Raw genomic sequence first — 15,639 nt, 5'->3', positions numbered from 1 at the left:
GTCCGCCCGCTCAGAGCGTATCGCCGACGGTGACACCGCCGTCGATCACCAGCAGCTGGCCGGTGATGAAGCGGGCGGCGTTCGACGCCAGGAACACGGCGGCGCCGCCGATATCCTCGGGCTCGCCGATCCGGTGCAGCGGGGCCGACTTCTCGACCTTCTCGCGCATCTTGGGGTTCTCCCAGAGCGCGCGGGCGAAATCGGTCTTGATCAGGCCCGGGGCGATGGCGTTGATGCGGATGTTGTGCGGCCCGTATTCGATCGCGAGGTTGCGCACCATCTGCGCCTCGGCGGCCTTCGACGCGGCATAGGCGCCCAGCACCGGCGTGCCGCGGATGGCGGCGATCGACGAGATCAGCACGATGGCGCCGTCGCGGCGCTCCTTCATCTCGGGCACCACCTGATTGCAGAGCCAGAGATTGGAGAGCACGTTGTTCGACATGATCTTGACGAAGGCCTCGTCGGGCATCTCCGCCGCCGGGCCGTAATAGGGGTTGCTGGCGGCGTTGCCGACCAGGATGTCGACCCGACCGAACGCCTTGCGGGTCTCGGCGATCAGGTTCTCGCAATCATCCTTGCTGCTGATGTTGCAGGGAACGTCGATCGCCTCGGCGCCCTTGGCGACCAGTTCCGCCCGCACCGCGGCGCAGGGCTCGGGCTTGCGGCTGGAGATCACCACCTTCGCACCGGCGGCCGCCATCTGCTCGGCGATCGACTTGCCGATGCCGCGGGTGGAGCCGGTGATGACCGCGACCTTGCCGGTCAGGTCGAACATCGGATTGGTCATGGGTCGGGAACCTCCCTCAGGATCTGTCATGGTCCGGCCTCTCGGGCGGGCCGGCTGGATTGGCTGCGAAGGACCGCGATCAGGCGGCGGTGTTGCCACCATCGACCGCAAGCTCGGTGCCGGTCACGAAGCTGCTCTCGTCGCTGGCGAGATAGAGTGCGGCATAGGCGACCTCTTCCGGCCGTCCCATGCGCCCCATCGGTGCCGCGGTGGAGAGCGCCGCCTCCATCTTGTCCGGGTTGCGCGCGGCGGTGATCATGTCGCGCACCATCGGGGTCTCGGTAAAGGACGGGTGGATGGAGTTCACCCGGATGTTGTAGCCGCGCCGGGCACAATGCAATGCCGCCGCCTTGGTGAACAGGCGCACCGCCCCCTTGCTGGAGCAATAGGCCGCCAGGTTTACCGCACCGATCAGGCCGGCGATCGACGAGATGTTGACGATCGAGCCGCCGCCCGTGCCCTTCATCACCTTGATCGCCTTGCGGGTGCCGAGGAAGGGGCCTTCCGAATTCACCGCATGGACGCGCTTCCACTCGGCAAGCGTGGTCTCTTCCAGATCGGCCATATAACCGATACCGGCATTGTTGATCAGCACGTCCAGCCGGCCGAATTCGGCGACACCGGCATCGACCACCTCTTCCCAGCGGGCCTCGTCGGTGACGTCCTGCTCCATCACCATCACCCGGTCGTGGCCATCGCCCGCCAGATCCGCCTTCAGCGCCTCCAGCCGGTCGGCCCCCATATCGGTCAGGATCAGCCGGGCCCCTTCGGCCGCGAACAGATGGGCCATCGCCCGGCCAAGGCCGCCGGCGGCCCCCGTGATCAGAACCACCTTCCCTGCCAGCCGTCCGCCCATGTCCGGGGTCTCCTCCACTGAAAGACATGACGGGTGGGACCGGTCTCGCTGCGGCCCCTTCCCGCTTGATCTCGGGCAGTGTTTCCGGTTTCATCGCCTACGTCAAACGTTCGTTTGAACGAGACATCATCTCCACCCGTCTCGATCTGCCCGAGGATGCCGCCGACGATGACCTCTGCCACCGCAGCCCCGCGCCGGATGCCCGCCCGCATCCTGCTGACCAATGACGACGGCATCGACGGCGAAGGCCTGGCGGTGCTGGAGCAGATCGCGCGGGAGCTGGCGCCCGAGGTCTGGGTCGTGGCCCCCAGCCGCGACAGCAGCGGCGGCTCCACGGCGCTCACCATCCGCCGTCCGCTGCGGGTGCACGAGCTGGGACCCCGGCGATACAGGGTCGACGGCACGCCGGCCGATTGCGTGGCGGTCGCCCTGTCCTATCTGATGCCCGATACGAAACCCGATCTGGTGCTGTCGGGCATCAATCGCGGCGCCAATCTGGCGGAAGAGGTGATCTATTCGGGAACGGTGGGGGCGGCGACCACCGCCCAGCTGATGGGCATTCCGGCCATCGCCCTCAGCCAGACCTTCCGCGACCCGGCCTTCATTCCCTGGGACACGCCGCGGACGCTTGCCCCGGGCATGCTCCGCCGCCTGATCCAGGCCGGATGGCCCGCGAATGTCACGCTCAGCCTCAACTTCCCCGACTGCGCCGCCGACGAGGTTCGCGGCGCCCGGCTGACCCGTCAGGGCCGCGGCATGATCGGCGGCATCCGCATCGAGTCCACCGTCGACCACCATGGCGACACCGATCTCTGGCTGCGCTTCGACCGCGCCGGTCTGGACCGGACGGAAGACTGCGACATTCAGGCGCTGCGCGATCGCCATGTGTCGGTAACCCCGCTCGGCGTGGATCGCAGCTGGGCCGGAGATCGCGCACCGCTCGCCGCACTCGCCCAGGGGCTGATCGATCGCTGAACCTGCTGCCGCCGGTGGCGTGCCGGCACGCGATCGCACGGTTCGCCGGCATTTGTGCGAAACGGGCACAAATGCGTGAGACAAACGTTTGACCTGTCGCGCAAGACCAGCCACGATAACGACGACCGGCCGCTCAAGAGCCGGCACTCAACGATAAACGGCACCGCACGCCGGGGGTGTGCGAAGCGGTGCCGGCCGTGCTGCTGCTAGGGAGGAATATCCGTATCATGTCCCGTCCTCTGCCGCTTCTGGGGCAGATGATGGACAGGCCGCTGTCCATCATTGCGTTGCTGCAATACGCAGCCCGTTGCCACGCCACGACCGAGATCGTGTCGCGCAACTGCGAAGGCACCATCCACCGCTACGGCTATGGCGACGCCTATGCCCGGGTGCAGAAGCTGGCCCACGCCCTGGTTTCGCTGGGGGTGAACCCCGGCGACCGCGTCGCGACGCTGGCCTGGAACAACCACCGGCATTTCGAGCTGTATTTCGCGATTTCGGGGATGGGGGCGGTCTGCCACACCATCAACCCGCGCCTCGCCGCCGACCAGATGGCCTATATCCTCAACCATGCCGAGGACAAGGTTCTGTTCGTCGACCCGACCTTCGTACCGCTGGTGGCCCGGCTTGCCGGCCAGTTGCCCAGGCTGCAGGCCGTGGTGGTGATGACCGACCGGGCGCATATGCCCGACGCGCCGGCCGGCTTCGAGACGCTCTGCTATGAAGACCTGATCGAGGGCCAGCCCGAAAGCTATGACTGGCCGGAGCTGGACGAGCGCACGGCATCGTCGCTCTGCTACACCTCGGGCACGACCGGCAAGCCCAAGGGTGTGATGTACAGCCATCGCTCCACCGTGCTCCATGCCATGGCAGCGGGTGCCGCCGAAGGCGTCGGCATTTCGGGCCGCGAATGCGTGCTGCCGGTGGTGCCGCTGTTCCATGTGAACGCCTGGGGCATTCCCTATGCCTGCGCCATGTTCGGCGCCAAGCTGGTGATGCCCGGCCCGCGACTGGACGGCGAAGGCCTGCACGAGATGTTCGAGGCCGAGAAGGTCACGATCACCGCGGGCGTGCCGACGGTCTGGCTGAACCTGATCAACTATCTCCGCCAGTCGGGCAAGCGGCTCGACATGCTGAAGCAGTTGATCATCGGCGGCTCGGCGGCGCCGCTCGCCATGATCCGGACCTTCGAGGAAGAGTTCGGCGTGCCGGTGGCCCATGCCTGGGGCATGACCGAGATGAGCCCGATCGGCACGGTCGGCACGCTGAAACTGGCGGACGAGGCGAAGCCGGCCGACGAACGCTGGCTGCTCAAGACCTCTCAGGGCCGGATGATCTGCATGGTCGACATGAAGATCGTCGACCCGATGGGCAACCGCCTGCCCCATGACGGCAAGGCCTTCGGCGAACTGCTGGTCGCCGGCCCCTGGATCACCAGCGGCTATTACGAGAATGCCGAGGCCAATGCCTCGGCATTCGACGACGAAGGCTGGTTCCGCACCGGCGACGTCGCGACCATCGACCCCGACGGCTATATGCGCATCGTCGACCGGGCGAAGGACGTGATCAAATCGGGTGGCGAGTGGATCAGCTCCATCGACCTTGAAAATGCGGTGATGGGCCATCCCAAGGTGGCAGAGGCCGCGGTGATCGGCGTTACCCATCCGAAATGGGACGAACGGCCGCTGCTGATCGTGGTGCCGAAGCCGGGTGAGACCCCCACCAAGGACGAAATCCTGTCCTGGCTGTCGAGCCGCGTGGCGAAGCTCTGGCTGCCCGACGACATGGTGCTGGTCGACGAACTGCCCCATAGCGGCACCGGCAAGGTGCTGAAGGCACAGCTCCGCCAGACCTTCCGCGACTACGCACTGCCCACGGCCTGACCGGCACGGAACACCCCCGGCCCGCCTTTGCGGACCGGGGGTGGCCGATCAGGCGAAGTTCACGATCGACAGGGTCTCGGCGACGCAGACCGGCCGCTCCTGGCCTTCCCGCTCCACCGTGATCTCGACCGTCAGGCGCAGCGAGCCGGGCCCCTGCTCGTCCACCGCCTTCAGGACGCCCCGGCCGCGCACGCGGCTGCCAGCCGGAACCGGCGCCGTGAAGCGGACCTTGTTGGAGCCGTAATTGATCGAGGAGGCAACGCCTTCGATCTTCCAGATGCCGGCCATGATCATCGGAACCAGCGACAGGGTCAGATAGCCATGGGCGATGGTGGATTTCCACGGGGTTTCACGGGCGGCACGCTCGACATCCAGATGAATCCACTGGAAATCACCGGTTGCCTCGGCAAACTTGTTGATCCGGTCCTGATCGACAAGAATCCAGTCACTGACCCCCAGCTCGGATCCCACGGCAGACTTCAGCTCTTCCGCTCCGCTGATAACGCGCATGAGTTTAAGGCCTCCTCTTTGGTTGCGCCTTTTGGTGGATTTTAAATACTGTTCATCCACCTGAAATTATATGACCACCCCAACGGTTTTTCAAAGAGTTTGCTCTGAATTCTGCACTGCGAAATGATATTTCGCTGTTTTTGAAGCCCAGGATCGATTAGGTTATAAGCAATTGTGGTGCAAGGCCCTGAGAGGCCGCACCGCCAACAACATACCGGCCAGGTAAAGGCCGGTCTGGATGCCGGTTCGACAGGAACGGGCATCCGTCAGGAACAGGCACCGCCGATGGCGGCGCGCGCCCCCGGGAGGGCGCCCGTGTCCGCGCCGGCAGATGTGCCGCTACGCAACGACGTAGGATGCCAAGGGAGGCTGCGTTGACGCCCAAGACCACTCTGACCGCCATGACCAGCGCGATCGCGCTTGCTGTGGCCGCTTTCGGCATGGCCGGTGCCGCTTACGCCGACGACACGATCAAGATCGCGTATATCGACCCGCTGTCGGGTCCGTTCGCGAATGTCGGTGACGCCGGTGCGAAGCACTTCTCGTACTTCATCGACTATTTCAACGAGCATGGCGGCTTCAACGGCAAGAAGCTCGAGTTGATCGCCATCGACAACAAGTCGAGCCCGAAGGACAGCCTGGTGGCGCTGAAGAGCGCGATCGACCAGGGCGCCCATTTCATCACCCAGGGCAACGGCAGCCATGTCGGCGCGGCCCTGAGCGAGGCTGTCGCCAAGCATAACGAGCGCAACCCCGACAACCGGGTGCTCTACCTGAACTATGCGGCGGTCGATCCGGCGCTGACCAACGACGCCTGCAATTTCTGGCATTTCCGCTTCGACGCCAACAGCGACATGAAGCTGGAAGCCATCACGAACTACATCAAGGACCAGCCGGAGATCAAAAAGGTCTATCTGGTCAATATGGACTACTCGCACGGCCAGGCCGTGTCGAAGATCGCCCGCAAGCTTCTCAATGAGAAGCGTCCCGACATCGAGATCGTCGGCGACGACCTGCACCCGGTCGGCAAGGTGAAAGACTTCTCGCCCTATATCTCGAAGATCAAGGCATCGGGCGCCGATACCGTGATCACCGGCAACTGGGGCGCAGATCTGGCCCTGCTGGTCAAGGCGAGCGCCTCGGCCGGCCTGAATGTCCAGTACTACACCTACTACGGCGGCGGCCTGGGCGCGCCGACCGCGATCGGCCCGGCTGGTGAGGGCAAGGTGAAGCAGGTCACCGAGTGGCATGCAAACCTGCCGGTCGAGACCCCGTCGGAACAGGGCAAGGTTCTGGAGGACGCCTATGTCGGCTTCCTGCAGAAGTATGACCTCGACTTCTATTACGGTCGCATCCGGACCATGCTCGGCATGCTCCAGGAAGCCATGAACGAGGCCAAGAGCGACAAGCCGGTCGATGTCGCCAAGGCGCTGGAAGGCATGACTTACCAGACCGCCATGGGCCCCGTGACCATGCGCGCCGACGACCACCAGCTCGCCCAGCCGCTCTTCATTTCGACCTTCGTGAAGGGCGTGAAGTACGACACCGAGCACACCGGTCTCGGCTGGAAGACCGACGCCAAGATCGACGGTCCGGCCACCGAGACGGCGACCACCTGCAAGATGCAGCGCCCGAGCTGACGTCGCCCGGCGGGCCGGAGGTGATCCCTCAGGCCCGCCGATATCCCCGCCCGCCATCCGTTCGCCCGGTCCCCGCCCGCGGGACAGATGGCAGGCCGGGAATCGCCAGACACCGGACGCCGGGATGCCCATCCCCGGGACCGCGACTCCCGGGACGGCGACCCGATCCCGGGGCGGCCTCGTACCGGCCCCGACCGCGCGCCATCGACGCGCTGGCCGACGCCGGCCGCGCCACACCTCGCAATGACGAAGGGCGAGATGCTGGAAATCCTCGTCTTCTCCCTCCTCAACGGCGTGCTGTTCGGCATGCTGTTGTTCATGCTGTCGAGCGGGCTCACGCTCATCTTCAGCATGATGGGTGTCCTCAATTTCGCGCATGCCAGCTTCTTCATGCTGGGTGCGTATTTCGCCTATCAGATCAGCACGGTTACCGGCTTCTGGATCGCCCTGATCCTGGCCCCGCTGCTGGTCGGTGGCATCGGCATGCTGATCGAACGCTACGGCCTCAGGCGTGTCCACAAATACGGTCACGTCGCCGAGCTGCTGTTCACCTTCGGCCTCGCCTTCCTGATCGAAGAGGTCGTGGTCATGATCTGGGGCCGCATCCCGGTGGATTACGGGGTGCCGACGGATCTGAACTTCACCTTCTTCACGCTCTTCGGCACGAACTTCCCGGCCTATCGCGCCTTCATCCTGCTGATCGCGGTGATGATGTTCGTCGCCCTGTTCCTCACCATCACCCGCACCCGCATCGGCCTGATCATTCAGGCGGCGCTGACCCATCCCGACATGGTCGCCGCACTTGGTCATAACGTGCCGCGGGTGTTCATGATGGTGTTCGGCGGCGGCACGGCGCTCGCGGCGCTGGCCGGCGTGATCGGCGGCCCGATCCTGGTGACCGAACCCGGCATGGCCTTCCTGCTCGGCCCCATCATCTTCGTCGTGGTGGTGTTCGGCGGCATGGGCTCGCTTGGCGGCGCCTTCGTGGCCTCGCTGCTGATCGGCATCATCCAGACGCTGGCGGTGGCGCTCGACTGGTCGCTGGGCGGCACCCTCGCCGCGATCGGGATCACCGTGCCCGTCGATGGCTTCATCGGCACGCTGTCGCGGATCACCGTGTCGCAGACCGCGCCGATCCTGCCCTATCTGATGCTGGTGCTGATGCTGATCTTCCGCCCGAAGGGCCTGATGGGGACGCGCGAATCATGACCGACCGCACCCTTCCCACCGGCAAGACCGCCGCCGCGGCGATGCGCGGCGGCGCCCGCCCCGGGGGCCCCGGCTTCCTGGCCCGCTACGGGCTGTGGATCTTCGCCATCATCGTGATGATCGCCGCCCCCCAGTTCATGACCTCGGGCTTCTCGCGCTCGATGCTGAGCCAGATCGGCATCGCGATCATCTTCGCGCTCTCTTACAACATGCTGCTGGGCCAGGGGGGCATGCTGTCCTTCGGCCATGCGGTGTTCTACGGTCTGGGCGGCTTCGCGGCCATCCACCTGCTGAACGAGATTTCGCCCGACGGCTTCCCGCTGCCGCTGGAACTGCTGCCGCTGGCCGGCGGCGTCGGCGCCATGGTCTTCGGCGTGATCTTCGGCTGGATCTCCACCGCCCGTGCCGGTACCACCTTCGCAATGATCTCGCTCGGCATCGGCGAACTGGTCTATGCCGGCACCTCGATGTTCCCCGACCAGTTCGGCGGCGAAAGCGGCATTTCCGGCAACCGGGTCACCGACACCAGCCTGTTCTTCGGATATGGCCCGCAGGTCGAGGTCTACTACCTGATCGCCTTCTGGTGCCTGATCTCGACCATCGTCATGTACCTGCTGACCCGCACGCCGCTGGGCCGCATGGCCAATGCCGTGCGCGACAATGAAGAGCGGGTGCGTTTTGTCGGCTACGATCCGCGCATCGTGCGCTTCGTGCAGTACGTGCTCGCCAGCTTCTTCGCCGGCATCGCCGGCGGCCTGACCGCGATCAACTATGAAATCGTGACGGCTGAGAATGTCAGCGCGGTCACCTCGGGCTCGGTGCTGCTGATGACCTTCATCGGTGGTGTCGGCAACTTCGCCGGCCCGATCCTGGGCGCCATTCTGGTCACCGTCCTGCAGCTCAGCCTGTCGTCGATCACCGAAACCTGGCAGCTCTATTTCGGCCTGCTGTTCGTGGTGATGGTGATGTTCGCGCCCATGGGCCTCGCCGGCATCATCATGGCCCATCAGCCGGTCTGGCAGGCGGGACGGATGGGGCGGCTGGTGGTGCCCTACGCCATCGGTCTCGTCACCTTCCTGATCATGGGCCTGGGTCTCGTCGCCCTGATCGAGATGAACTACTACATGTCGACCACCTACGACGCCTCGATCCCGATGGAGCTGTTCGGCCAGAAAGTCTCGGTTCACGAGACCATCCCCTGGGCACTGGCGATCGCCGCCACCGTCATCGGCGGCTACCTCTTCCGTCTGGCGATCCGGGGCATCGTCCGCGCCTGGGATGCCGTGGTGGCCGAGATCAAGCAGGGAGGTGCGTGATGTCGACGCTTGCACTCGAACTCACCGATCTCCGCAAGAGCTTCGGCCCGACCGAGATCATCCGCGGCCTGAACCTTCAGGTGCAGCAGGGGCATCGCCATGCCGTCATCGGCCCCAACGGTGCCGGCAAATCGACCCTGTTTCACCTGATCAGCGGCCGCTTCCCGCTCACCTCGGGCTCGATCAAGCTCAACGGCGAAGAGATCAGCGGCCTGCCCGCACAGCAGATCAACCGCCGCGGGCTCAGCCGCAGCTTCCAGGTCACGAACATCTTTCCCAAGATGAGCGTGTTCGAGAATCTCCGCTGCTCGCTGCTCTGGTCGCGCGGCTACAAATACTCGTTCTGGCAGATGGTCTCGAAGCAGCGCCAGCTGAACGAGGATGCCGAGCGGATCCTGGAGCGCATCCATCTCCAGTCGCGCCGCAACGTGCTTGCCGGCTTTCTCTCTTATGCCGAACAGCGGGCGCTGGAGATCGGGCTGACCATCGCGGGCGACCCCGATGTCATCCTGCTCGACGAACCGACCGCGGGCATGAGCAATACCGAGACCGAACAGGCGGTGGAGCTGATCCGCGATGTGACCGTGGGCAAGACCCTGGTCATGGTGGAGCACGACATGGGCGTGGTCTTCGGCCTGGCCGACCGCATCTCGGTGCTGGTCTATGGCGAGGTGATCGCCACCGACACGCCCCAGGACATCCGCAAGAACCGCGCCGTGCAGCAGGCCTATCTCGGCGAGGAAGCCGCATGACCACGATGCTCGACGTCCGCGACCTGCACGCCTATTACGGCAAGAGCCACATCCTGCAAGGGGTGAGCTTCGACGTGAAGGAGGGCGAGATCGTCAGCCTTCTCGGCCGGAACGGCGTCGGCCGGTCGACCACCATCAAGGCGATCATGGGGCTGGTGCCGCCGCAGGGCACCGTGAACTATCGCGGCCGCAACATCGCCGGCATGACCCCGCACGAGATCGCCCATCAGGGGCTGGGCTATGTGCCGGAAGACCGGTCGATCTTCCCGACCCTGACCGTGCGCCAGAACCTGCTGCTCGGCCAGAAGAGCACCCGCAAGCAGGGTCGCTGGTCGGTCGACGACATGTACAAGCTGTTCCCGCGCCTCCAGGAACGTGCCGATACCCTGGCCGGCGTGCTTTCGGGCGGCGAACAGCAGATGCTGACCATGTGCCGCACCCTGCTCGGCGATCCCGACCTGATCATGGTCGACGAGCCGACCGAGGGGCTTGCGCCCAAGATCACCGAACAGGTGGGTGATCTGCTGTCGGAAATCGCCCGGCGTGGCGTCAGCGTGCTGCTGGTCGAACAGAAGCTGACGATCGCGCTGCGCATCTCGCAGCGCCTCTATGTCATGGGCCATGGCCATATCGTCTACGAGGGCACGCCGGATGCCCTGGCAAAAGACGAGGCCGTGCGCAAGGAATGGCTGGAGGTCTGACGCGGGGCGTCGTCTGATACACGCCCGGGCCACAGGCCCGGCACATTCACGACGCGGCCGGCGCCGGCCTTCCGGTGACGGCCGCGTCGTCCGGTCCAAAACCCGCATCCGGCCGCGCAAAGCGCTCCCTCCCCGGGCAGATGCCGGATCCGACAGTCGAGGTGACCAGTTTCATGAGCACGAGTGTCCGCTACGAACGCCAGGGCGATGTCGGCGTCATCACGGTCGACAACCCGCCGGTCAACGCCCTCAGCCAGCATGTCCGGCAGGGGCTGCTCGACTGCCTCGCCGAAGGCCTGGCCGATGACGAGGCGAAGGCGCTGGTTCTGGTCGGCGCGGGCCGCACCTTCATCGCCGGTGCCGACATCCGCGAATTCGGCAAGCCCCTGGCCGAGCCCGATCTCAACGGCGTGATCTCGACCTACGAGAATGCGACCAAGCCGGTCGTGGCCGCGATCCACGGCACCGCCCTCGGCGGCGGCCTGGAAGTGGCGCTCGGCTGCCACTATCGCGTCGCCGTCGCCCAGGGCAAGGTGGGCCTGCCCGAGGTGAAGCTCGGCATCCTGCCCGGCGCCGGCGGCACCCAGCGCCTGCCGCGCGTGGCGGGTGTGGAAGCCGCCATCGACATGATCACCACCGGCAAGTTCGTGCCGGCCGGCAAGGCGCTCCAGCTCGGCATCATCGATGCCGTGGTCGACGAGCTGGTCCCCGGCGCCGTCGCCTTCGCCCGCAAGCTGGTCGAAGACGGTGCGCCGCTGCGCCGGGTGCGCGACATGGACGAGAAGGTGAAGGCCTTCGACGCGGCGAAGCTGCCCGAGATCCGCAAGCAGGTGGTCAAGGCCGCCCGCGGCCAGATGTCGCCGGTGGGCTGCTTCGACGCCGTCGCCGGCGCCGTCACCCTGCCCTTCGACGAGGGGCTGAAGAATGAGCGCGAGATCTTCGGCGGGCTGATGGCGTCTGACCAGTCGAAGGCGCTGCGCCACATCTTCTTCGCCGAGCGCGAGGCACTGAAGATCCCCGACGTGCCGGGCGACACCCCGACCCTGCCGATCCGCCAGGCCGCGATCATCGGCGCCGGCACCATGGGCGGCGGCATCGCGATGAACTTCGCCAATGCCGGCATCCCGGTGAAGGTGCTGGAGATGACCGCCGAGGCGCTGGAGCGCGGGCTCGGCATCATCCGCGCCAACTATGCCGCGACCGTCTCCAAGGGCCGCCTGACCCAGGACGCCATGGACAAGCGCATGGGCCTGATCGAAGGCGTGCTCGACTACGACGCCCTCAAGGACGCCGACATCATCATCGAGGCGGTCTTCGAGGAGATGGACATCAAGAAGAAGGTCTTCTCGACCCTCGACGCGGTGGCCAAGCCGGGGGCGGTGCTCGCCTCGAACACCTCGACGCTCGACATCGACGAGATCGCGGCCACGACATCCCGGCCGGAATTCGTCATCGGCACCCATTTCTTCAGCCCGGCCAATGTCATGCCGCTGCTGGAACTGGTGCGCGGCGCCAAGACCTCCTACCAGGTCATCTCGACCTCGATGAAGCTCGCCAAGACCATCGGCAAGGTGCCGGTGCTGGTCGGCAATTGCGACGGCTTCGTCGGCAACCGCATGCTGGAGCCCTATGTCCAGCAGGGTGAGCTGATGCTGGTCGAAGGCGCCCTGCCCGCCCAGGTCGACGGCGTGCTGCAGCGCTGGGGCCTGGCGATGGGCCCGTTCACCATGGGCGACATGGCCGGTCTGGATGTCAGCTGGCGGATCCGCAAGCGCCGCGCGGCCACCCGCCGCAACGATCTGTTCTGGCCGACCGTGTCGGACCAGATCTGCGAGATGGGCCGCTTCGGCCAGAAGACCAAGGCCGGCTACTACCTCTATGAGGGCGGCAGCCGCACGCCGGTGACCGATCCCAAGATCGAACAGCTGATTGTCGAGGCCTCGAAGGCCGCCGGCGTCGAGCGCCGCGAGATTTCGGAAGACGAGATCCTGAAGCGCTCGCTCTATGCCCTGATCAATGAAGGCGCCAAATGCCTTGAAGAGGGCATGGCGATCCGGGCGAGCGATATCGACGTGATCTACTGCTTCGGCTATGGCTTCCCGGCCTGGCGCGGCGGCCCGATGTTCCAGGCCGACCTGATCGGCCTCGACAAGGTTCTGGCCGACATCAGGCAGTTCCATGCCGATCTCGACGATCGCTGGAAGCCGGCGAAGCTGATCGAGACCCTGGTCGCCGAGGGCAAGTCCTTCGCCGACTACGACCGCAGCCGGTGATCCGGCAGACCGGCCGCCACGTTTTACGGGGCGGCCGGTCGTCCATGATCTGCAGCCGGGCCGTGACGCTTTCCCCTCTGCCGCAATGGGACGTATCGACGAAATGTCCCGATCTCGCGGTTTTCACTGGCCTCGGCGTAAAACAGTCGTATGTTTCAAAGACGGATCGACCTTGAGGGGGGGACGGTCCTGAACCAGGGGTCCGGGGACCCCGCAGATTTCAGGGAGCAGGGGCGCGATGAAGCTTACCCTCAGCGCCGAAGATCAGGCGTTCCGCGAGGAGGTCCGCGAGTTCATGCGGACGTCGTTGCCGGAGGACATCAAGGCGCGCTTCGAGCGCAGCATCCATCTGCCGAAGGAAGATTTCGTCCGCTGGCAGAAGATCCTCTACAACAAGGGCTGGATCGCCCCGGCCTGGCCGAAGGAATATGGCGGCACCGGCTGGGATCCGATCAAGCGGTACATCTTCGACCAGGAGATGAACGCCGCCGGCGCGCCGCCGCCGATCGCCTTCGCCTTCAGCATGGTCGGCCCGGTGCTCTACACCTTCGCCAACCAGGCCCAGAAGGACCATTTCCTGCCGCGCATCCTGTCGTCGGAAGATTTCTGGTGCCAGGGCTTCTCCGAGCCGGGCTCGGGCTCCGACCTCGCCTCGCTCAAGACCCGCGCGGTGCGTGACGGCGACGAATATGTCGTCAACGGCTCGAAGATCTGGACCACGCTCGGCCAGTATGCCGACTGGATCTTCTGCCTGGTGCGCACCGACAGCACGGTCAAGAAGCAGGAGGGCATCTCCTTCCTGCTGATCGACATGAAGACCCCGGGCATCTCGGTCACCCCGATCATCACCATCGATGGCGGCCACGAGGTCAACCAGGTCTTCTTCGAGGACGTCCGCGTCCCGGTCGAAAACCTGGTCGGCGAGGAAGGCAAGGGCTGGACCTATGCCAAATTCCTGCTGAGCCACGAGCGCACCGGCATTGCCGGCGTCGGCCGCTCGCGCCACCAGCTGCGCAAGCTGAAGGCACTGGCCGCGAAGGAAGTGGACGACGAAGGCCGCCCGCTGATCGAGAATGCCCGCTTCATGGAGCGGCTGGCCGCGGTCGAGATCGAGCTGATGGCGCTGGATGCGACCGTCATGCGCATGATCACCACCTCGAAGAGCGGCCGTCCGGGCCCTGAATCCTCGCTGCTCAAGATCAAGGGCACCGAGATCCAGCAGGCGATCACCGAGCTGCTGCTCGAAGCCGTCGGCCCCTACGCGCAGCCCTATCTGCCCGAGAGCCAGCATCCCGGCTGGAACGGCGAGCCGATCTCGAGCCTCGAGGCCAATCTGGCCGCGCCCTACTACCTCAACTGGCGCAAGAGCTCGATCTACGGCGGCTCGAACGAGATCCAGAAGAACATCATCGCCAAGGCCTTCCTGGGCCTCTGACGCACGACCGGGACAAGGATCCGAGTTTCATGGACTTCTCACTCAGCGACGAACAGCAGCTCCTGGTCGAGAGCGTCGAGCGCTTCGTGCGCAACGAATACCCCTTCGACGCGCGCCGCAAGCTGGCCGAGAGCGAGGACGGCATCTCGGCGAAGAACTGGGGCACGCTCGCCGAAATGGGCCTGCTGGCGGTGATGGTGCCTGAAGACCAGGGCGGCATCGGCGGCAGCATGGTCGATGCGGCCCTCATCCTGGAAAAGCTGGGCGCGGGCCTGGTGCTCGAGCCCTTCATGCCGACGGCGGTGCTGGGCGTGCGCGCCCTGACGGCCGGCGCCAAGGGCGACGTGCGCGATGCCCTGCTCGGCCAGGTCGCGGAAGGCGCGCTCAAATTCGGCTTCGCCCATTACGAGCCGCGCGGCCGCTATGCCCGCACCCGGGTCACCACCCGCGCCGAGCGTTCAGGCGAGGGCTTCACCCTCTCGGGCGTCAAGGCGGTGGTGCGCAACGCCCAGCATGCCGACAAGCTGATCGTCAGCGCCCGCACCGCGGGTGGCGAGCGTGATGCCCAGGGCATCACCCTGTTCCTGGTCGATGCCGGGGCCGCGGGCGTGTCGCTCAAATCCTACATGACCGTCGATGGCGGCCGGGCGGCCGACGTCACTTTCGAAGGCGTCCAGGTCGGCCCCGAGGCGGTTCTGGGCGAGGTCGACGGCGGGGCCGCCCTGCTCTCCGACCTGCTCGACCATGGTGCGGTGGCGGTTTCGGCCGAGGCGGTCGGCGCCATGAAGGCGCTGCACATGCTGACGGTCGACTACCTGAAGACCCGCGAGCAGTTCGGTGTGGCGATCGCGAACTTCCAGGTGCTGCAGCACGCCGCGGTCGACATGATGAACCACATGGAGCAGAGCCGCTCTCTGGCCTATGCCGCCGCCATGGCCCTGGCCGAAGAGGATGATGCCACTGCCCGCGCCCGTGCGGCCGCGGCCTGCAAGGCGCATACCTCGCGCTCGGGCCGTCTGGTCGGCCAGGCCGCGATCCAGCTGCATGGCGGCATCGGCATGACCGAGGAATATGCCGCCGGCCACTACTTCAAGCGGCTGACCATGATCGAGGGCGAGTTCGGCGATCACGATCACCATCTCGACCGCATGGTGGCGATGATCCGTCGCGCCGCCTGACCGGATTCCCCAGGAACCGGACCTCAAAAGGGGGCGGCGGCCGCTTGCGGCGCCGTCCCCTTTTTCGTGGCCATCCGCACCGACCGAACATTTGGTCTGCATGTCCCTTGCCTCGACTGCGGGC

Annotated in this window: 13 protein-coding genes; 10 read left to right on the top strand and 3 right to left on the bottom strand. The window is 65.8% G+C overall.

Annotated features, from left to right (window positions below; all coding sequences use genetic code 11):
* Window positions 1-10: 10 nt before the first annotated feature.
* Window positions 11-787: an SDR family NAD(P)-dependent oxidoreductase gene (locus CMO28_RS00365; protein ID WP_062769280.1), complete on the bottom strand. Its 777-nt coding sequence runs from the start codon at window positions 785-787 to the stop codon at window positions 11-13.
* 79 nt (window positions 788-866) lie between these two features.
* Window positions 867-1,643 carry a glucose 1-dehydrogenase gene (locus CMO28_RS00360; protein WP_296707981.1) on the bottom strand — a complete coding sequence of 259 codons (777 nt, stop codon included), beginning with the start codon at window positions 1,641-1,643 and terminating at the stop codon, window positions 867-869.
* Window positions 1,644-1,811: 168 nt separating this feature from the next.
* Between CMO28_RS00360 and surE the strand changes: the two genes are divergently transcribed.
* Both surE and CMO28_RS00350 read left to right on the top strand, forming a co-directional pair.
* Window positions 1,812-2,618 (top strand): 5'/3'-nucleotidase SurE, encoded by an 807-nt coding sequence (gene surE / locus CMO28_RS00355; protein ID WP_296707979.1) that lies wholly within the window; start codon window positions 1,812-1,814, stop codon window positions 2,616-2,618.
* A gap of 227 nt (window positions 2,619-2,845) precedes the next feature.
* Window positions 2,846-4,501, top strand: a complete 1,656-nt coding sequence (locus tag CMO28_RS00350) for a 3-(methylthio)propionyl-CoA ligase (protein ID WP_296707976.1) — start codon at window positions 2,846-2,848, stop codon at window positions 4,499-4,501.
* 48 nt (window positions 4,502-4,549) lie between these two features.
* Here CMO28_RS00350 and CMO28_RS00345 read toward each other — a convergent pair whose 3' ends face one another.
* Window positions 4,550-5,011: a MaoC family dehydratase gene (locus tag CMO28_RS00345; RefSeq protein ID WP_014744157.1), complete on the bottom strand. Its 462-nt coding sequence runs from the start codon at window positions 5,009-5,011 to the stop codon at window positions 4,550-4,552.
* Between the two features lie 374 nt (window positions 5,012-5,385).
* Between CMO28_RS00345 and CMO28_RS00340 the strand changes: the two genes are divergently transcribed.
* From CMO28_RS00340 to CMO28_RS00305, 8 genes are all read left to right on the top strand, one after another.
* Window positions 5,386-6,651 (top strand): branched-chain amino acid ABC transporter substrate-binding protein, encoded by a 1,266-nt coding sequence (locus tag CMO28_RS00340; RefSeq protein WP_197465288.1) that lies wholly within the window; start codon window positions 5,386-5,388, stop codon window positions 6,649-6,651.
* Between the two features lie 258 nt (window positions 6,652-6,909).
* Window positions 6,910-7,860 (top strand): branched-chain amino acid ABC transporter permease, encoded by a 951-nt coding sequence (locus CMO28_RS00335; RefSeq protein ID WP_296707971.1) that lies wholly within the window; start codon window positions 6,910-6,912, stop codon window positions 7,858-7,860.
* Complete coding sequence (locus CMO28_RS00330; protein ID WP_296707968.1) at window positions 7,857-9,176, top strand: branched-chain amino acid ABC transporter permease; 1,320 nt, start codon at window positions 7,857-7,859, stop codon at window positions 9,174-9,176. Before CMO28_RS00335 ends, CMO28_RS00330 begins: the two co-directional genes overlap by 4 nt.
* Complete coding sequence (locus CMO28_RS00325) at window positions 9,176-9,928, top strand: ABC transporter ATP-binding protein (RefSeq protein ID WP_296707963.1); 753 nt, start codon at window positions 9,176-9,178, stop codon at window positions 9,926-9,928. Before CMO28_RS00330 ends, CMO28_RS00325 begins: the two co-directional genes overlap by 1 nt.
* A gap of 5 nt (window positions 9,929-9,933) precedes the next feature.
* On the top strand, window positions 9,934-10,629 hold the full coding sequence (locus tag CMO28_RS00320; protein ID WP_062769489.1) for an ABC transporter ATP-binding protein: 696 nt from the start codon (window positions 9,934-9,936) through the stop codon (window positions 10,627-10,629).
* Between the two features lie 173 nt (window positions 10,630-10,802).
* Window positions 10,803-12,902 (top strand): 3-hydroxyacyl-CoA dehydrogenase NAD-binding domain-containing protein, encoded by a 2,100-nt coding sequence (locus CMO28_RS00315; protein ID WP_062769256.1) that lies wholly within the window; start codon window positions 10,803-10,805, stop codon window positions 12,900-12,902.
* A gap of 238 nt (window positions 12,903-13,140) precedes the next feature.
* Window positions 13,141-14,337 (top strand): acyl-CoA dehydrogenase family protein, encoded by a 1,197-nt coding sequence (locus CMO28_RS00310; RefSeq protein WP_062769253.1) that lies wholly within the window; start codon window positions 13,141-13,143, stop codon window positions 14,335-14,337.
* 29 nt (window positions 14,338-14,366) lie between these two features.
* Window positions 14,367-15,515 (top strand): acyl-CoA dehydrogenase family protein, encoded by a 1,149-nt coding sequence (locus CMO28_RS00305; protein ID WP_296707954.1) that lies wholly within the window; start codon window positions 14,367-14,369, stop codon window positions 15,513-15,515.
* Window positions 15,516-15,639 lie beyond the last annotated feature (124 nt).

Origin of the sequence: Tistrella sp., assembly GCF_002684955.1 — a bacterium.
Lineage (GTDB): Bacteria > Pseudomonadota > Alphaproteobacteria > Tistrellales > Tistrellaceae > Tistrella > Tistrella mobilis.
Note: the sequence above shows the minus strand (reverse complement) of the source record. Positions and strands in the feature narration are given on the sequence as shown.

Excerpts from the sequence above, each read along its gene's own strand:
- CMO28_RS00365 (WP_062769280.1), bottom strand. The coding sequence starts at position 787 with ATGACCAATCCGATGTTCGACCTGACCGGCAAGGTCGCGGTCATCACC.
- CMO28_RS00360 (WP_296707981.1), bottom strand. The coding sequence starts at position 1,643 with ATGGGCGGACGGCTGGCAGGGAAGGTGGTTCTGATCACGGGGGCCGCC.
- surE (WP_296707979.1), top strand. The coding sequence starts at position 1,812 with ATGACCTCTGCCACCGCAGCCCCGCGCCGGATGCCCGCCCGCATCCTG.
- CMO28_RS00350 (WP_296707976.1), top strand. The coding sequence starts at position 2,846 with ATGTCCCGTCCTCTGCCGCTTCTGGGGCAGATGATGGACAGGCCGCTG.
- CMO28_RS00345 (WP_014744157.1), bottom strand. The coding sequence starts at position 5,011 with ATGCGCGTTATCAGCGGAGCGGAAGAGCTGAAGTCTGCCGTGGGATCC.
- CMO28_RS00335 (WP_296707971.1), top strand. The coding sequence starts at position 6,910 with ATGCTGGAAATCCTCGTCTTCTCCCTCCTCAACGGCGTGCTGTTCGGC.
- CMO28_RS00330 (WP_296707968.1), top strand. The coding sequence starts at position 7,857 with ATGACCGACCGCACCCTTCCCACCGGCAAGACCGCCGCCGCGGCGATG.
- CMO28_RS00325 (WP_296707963.1), top strand. The coding sequence starts at position 9,176 with ATGTCGACGCTTGCACTCGAACTCACCGATCTCCGCAAGAGCTTCGGC.
- CMO28_RS00320 (WP_062769489.1), top strand. The coding sequence starts at position 9,934 with ATGCTCGACGTCCGCGACCTGCACGCCTATTACGGCAAGAGCCACATC.
- CMO28_RS00315 (WP_062769256.1), top strand. The coding sequence starts at position 10,803 with ATGAGCACGAGTGTCCGCTACGAACGCCAGGGCGATGTCGGCGTCATC.
- CMO28_RS00310 (WP_062769253.1), top strand. The coding sequence starts at position 13,141 with ATGAAGCTTACCCTCAGCGCCGAAGATCAGGCGTTCCGCGAGGAGGTC.
- CMO28_RS00305 (WP_296707954.1), top strand. The coding sequence starts at position 14,367 with ATGGACTTCTCACTCAGCGACGAACAGCAGCTCCTGGTCGAGAGCGTC.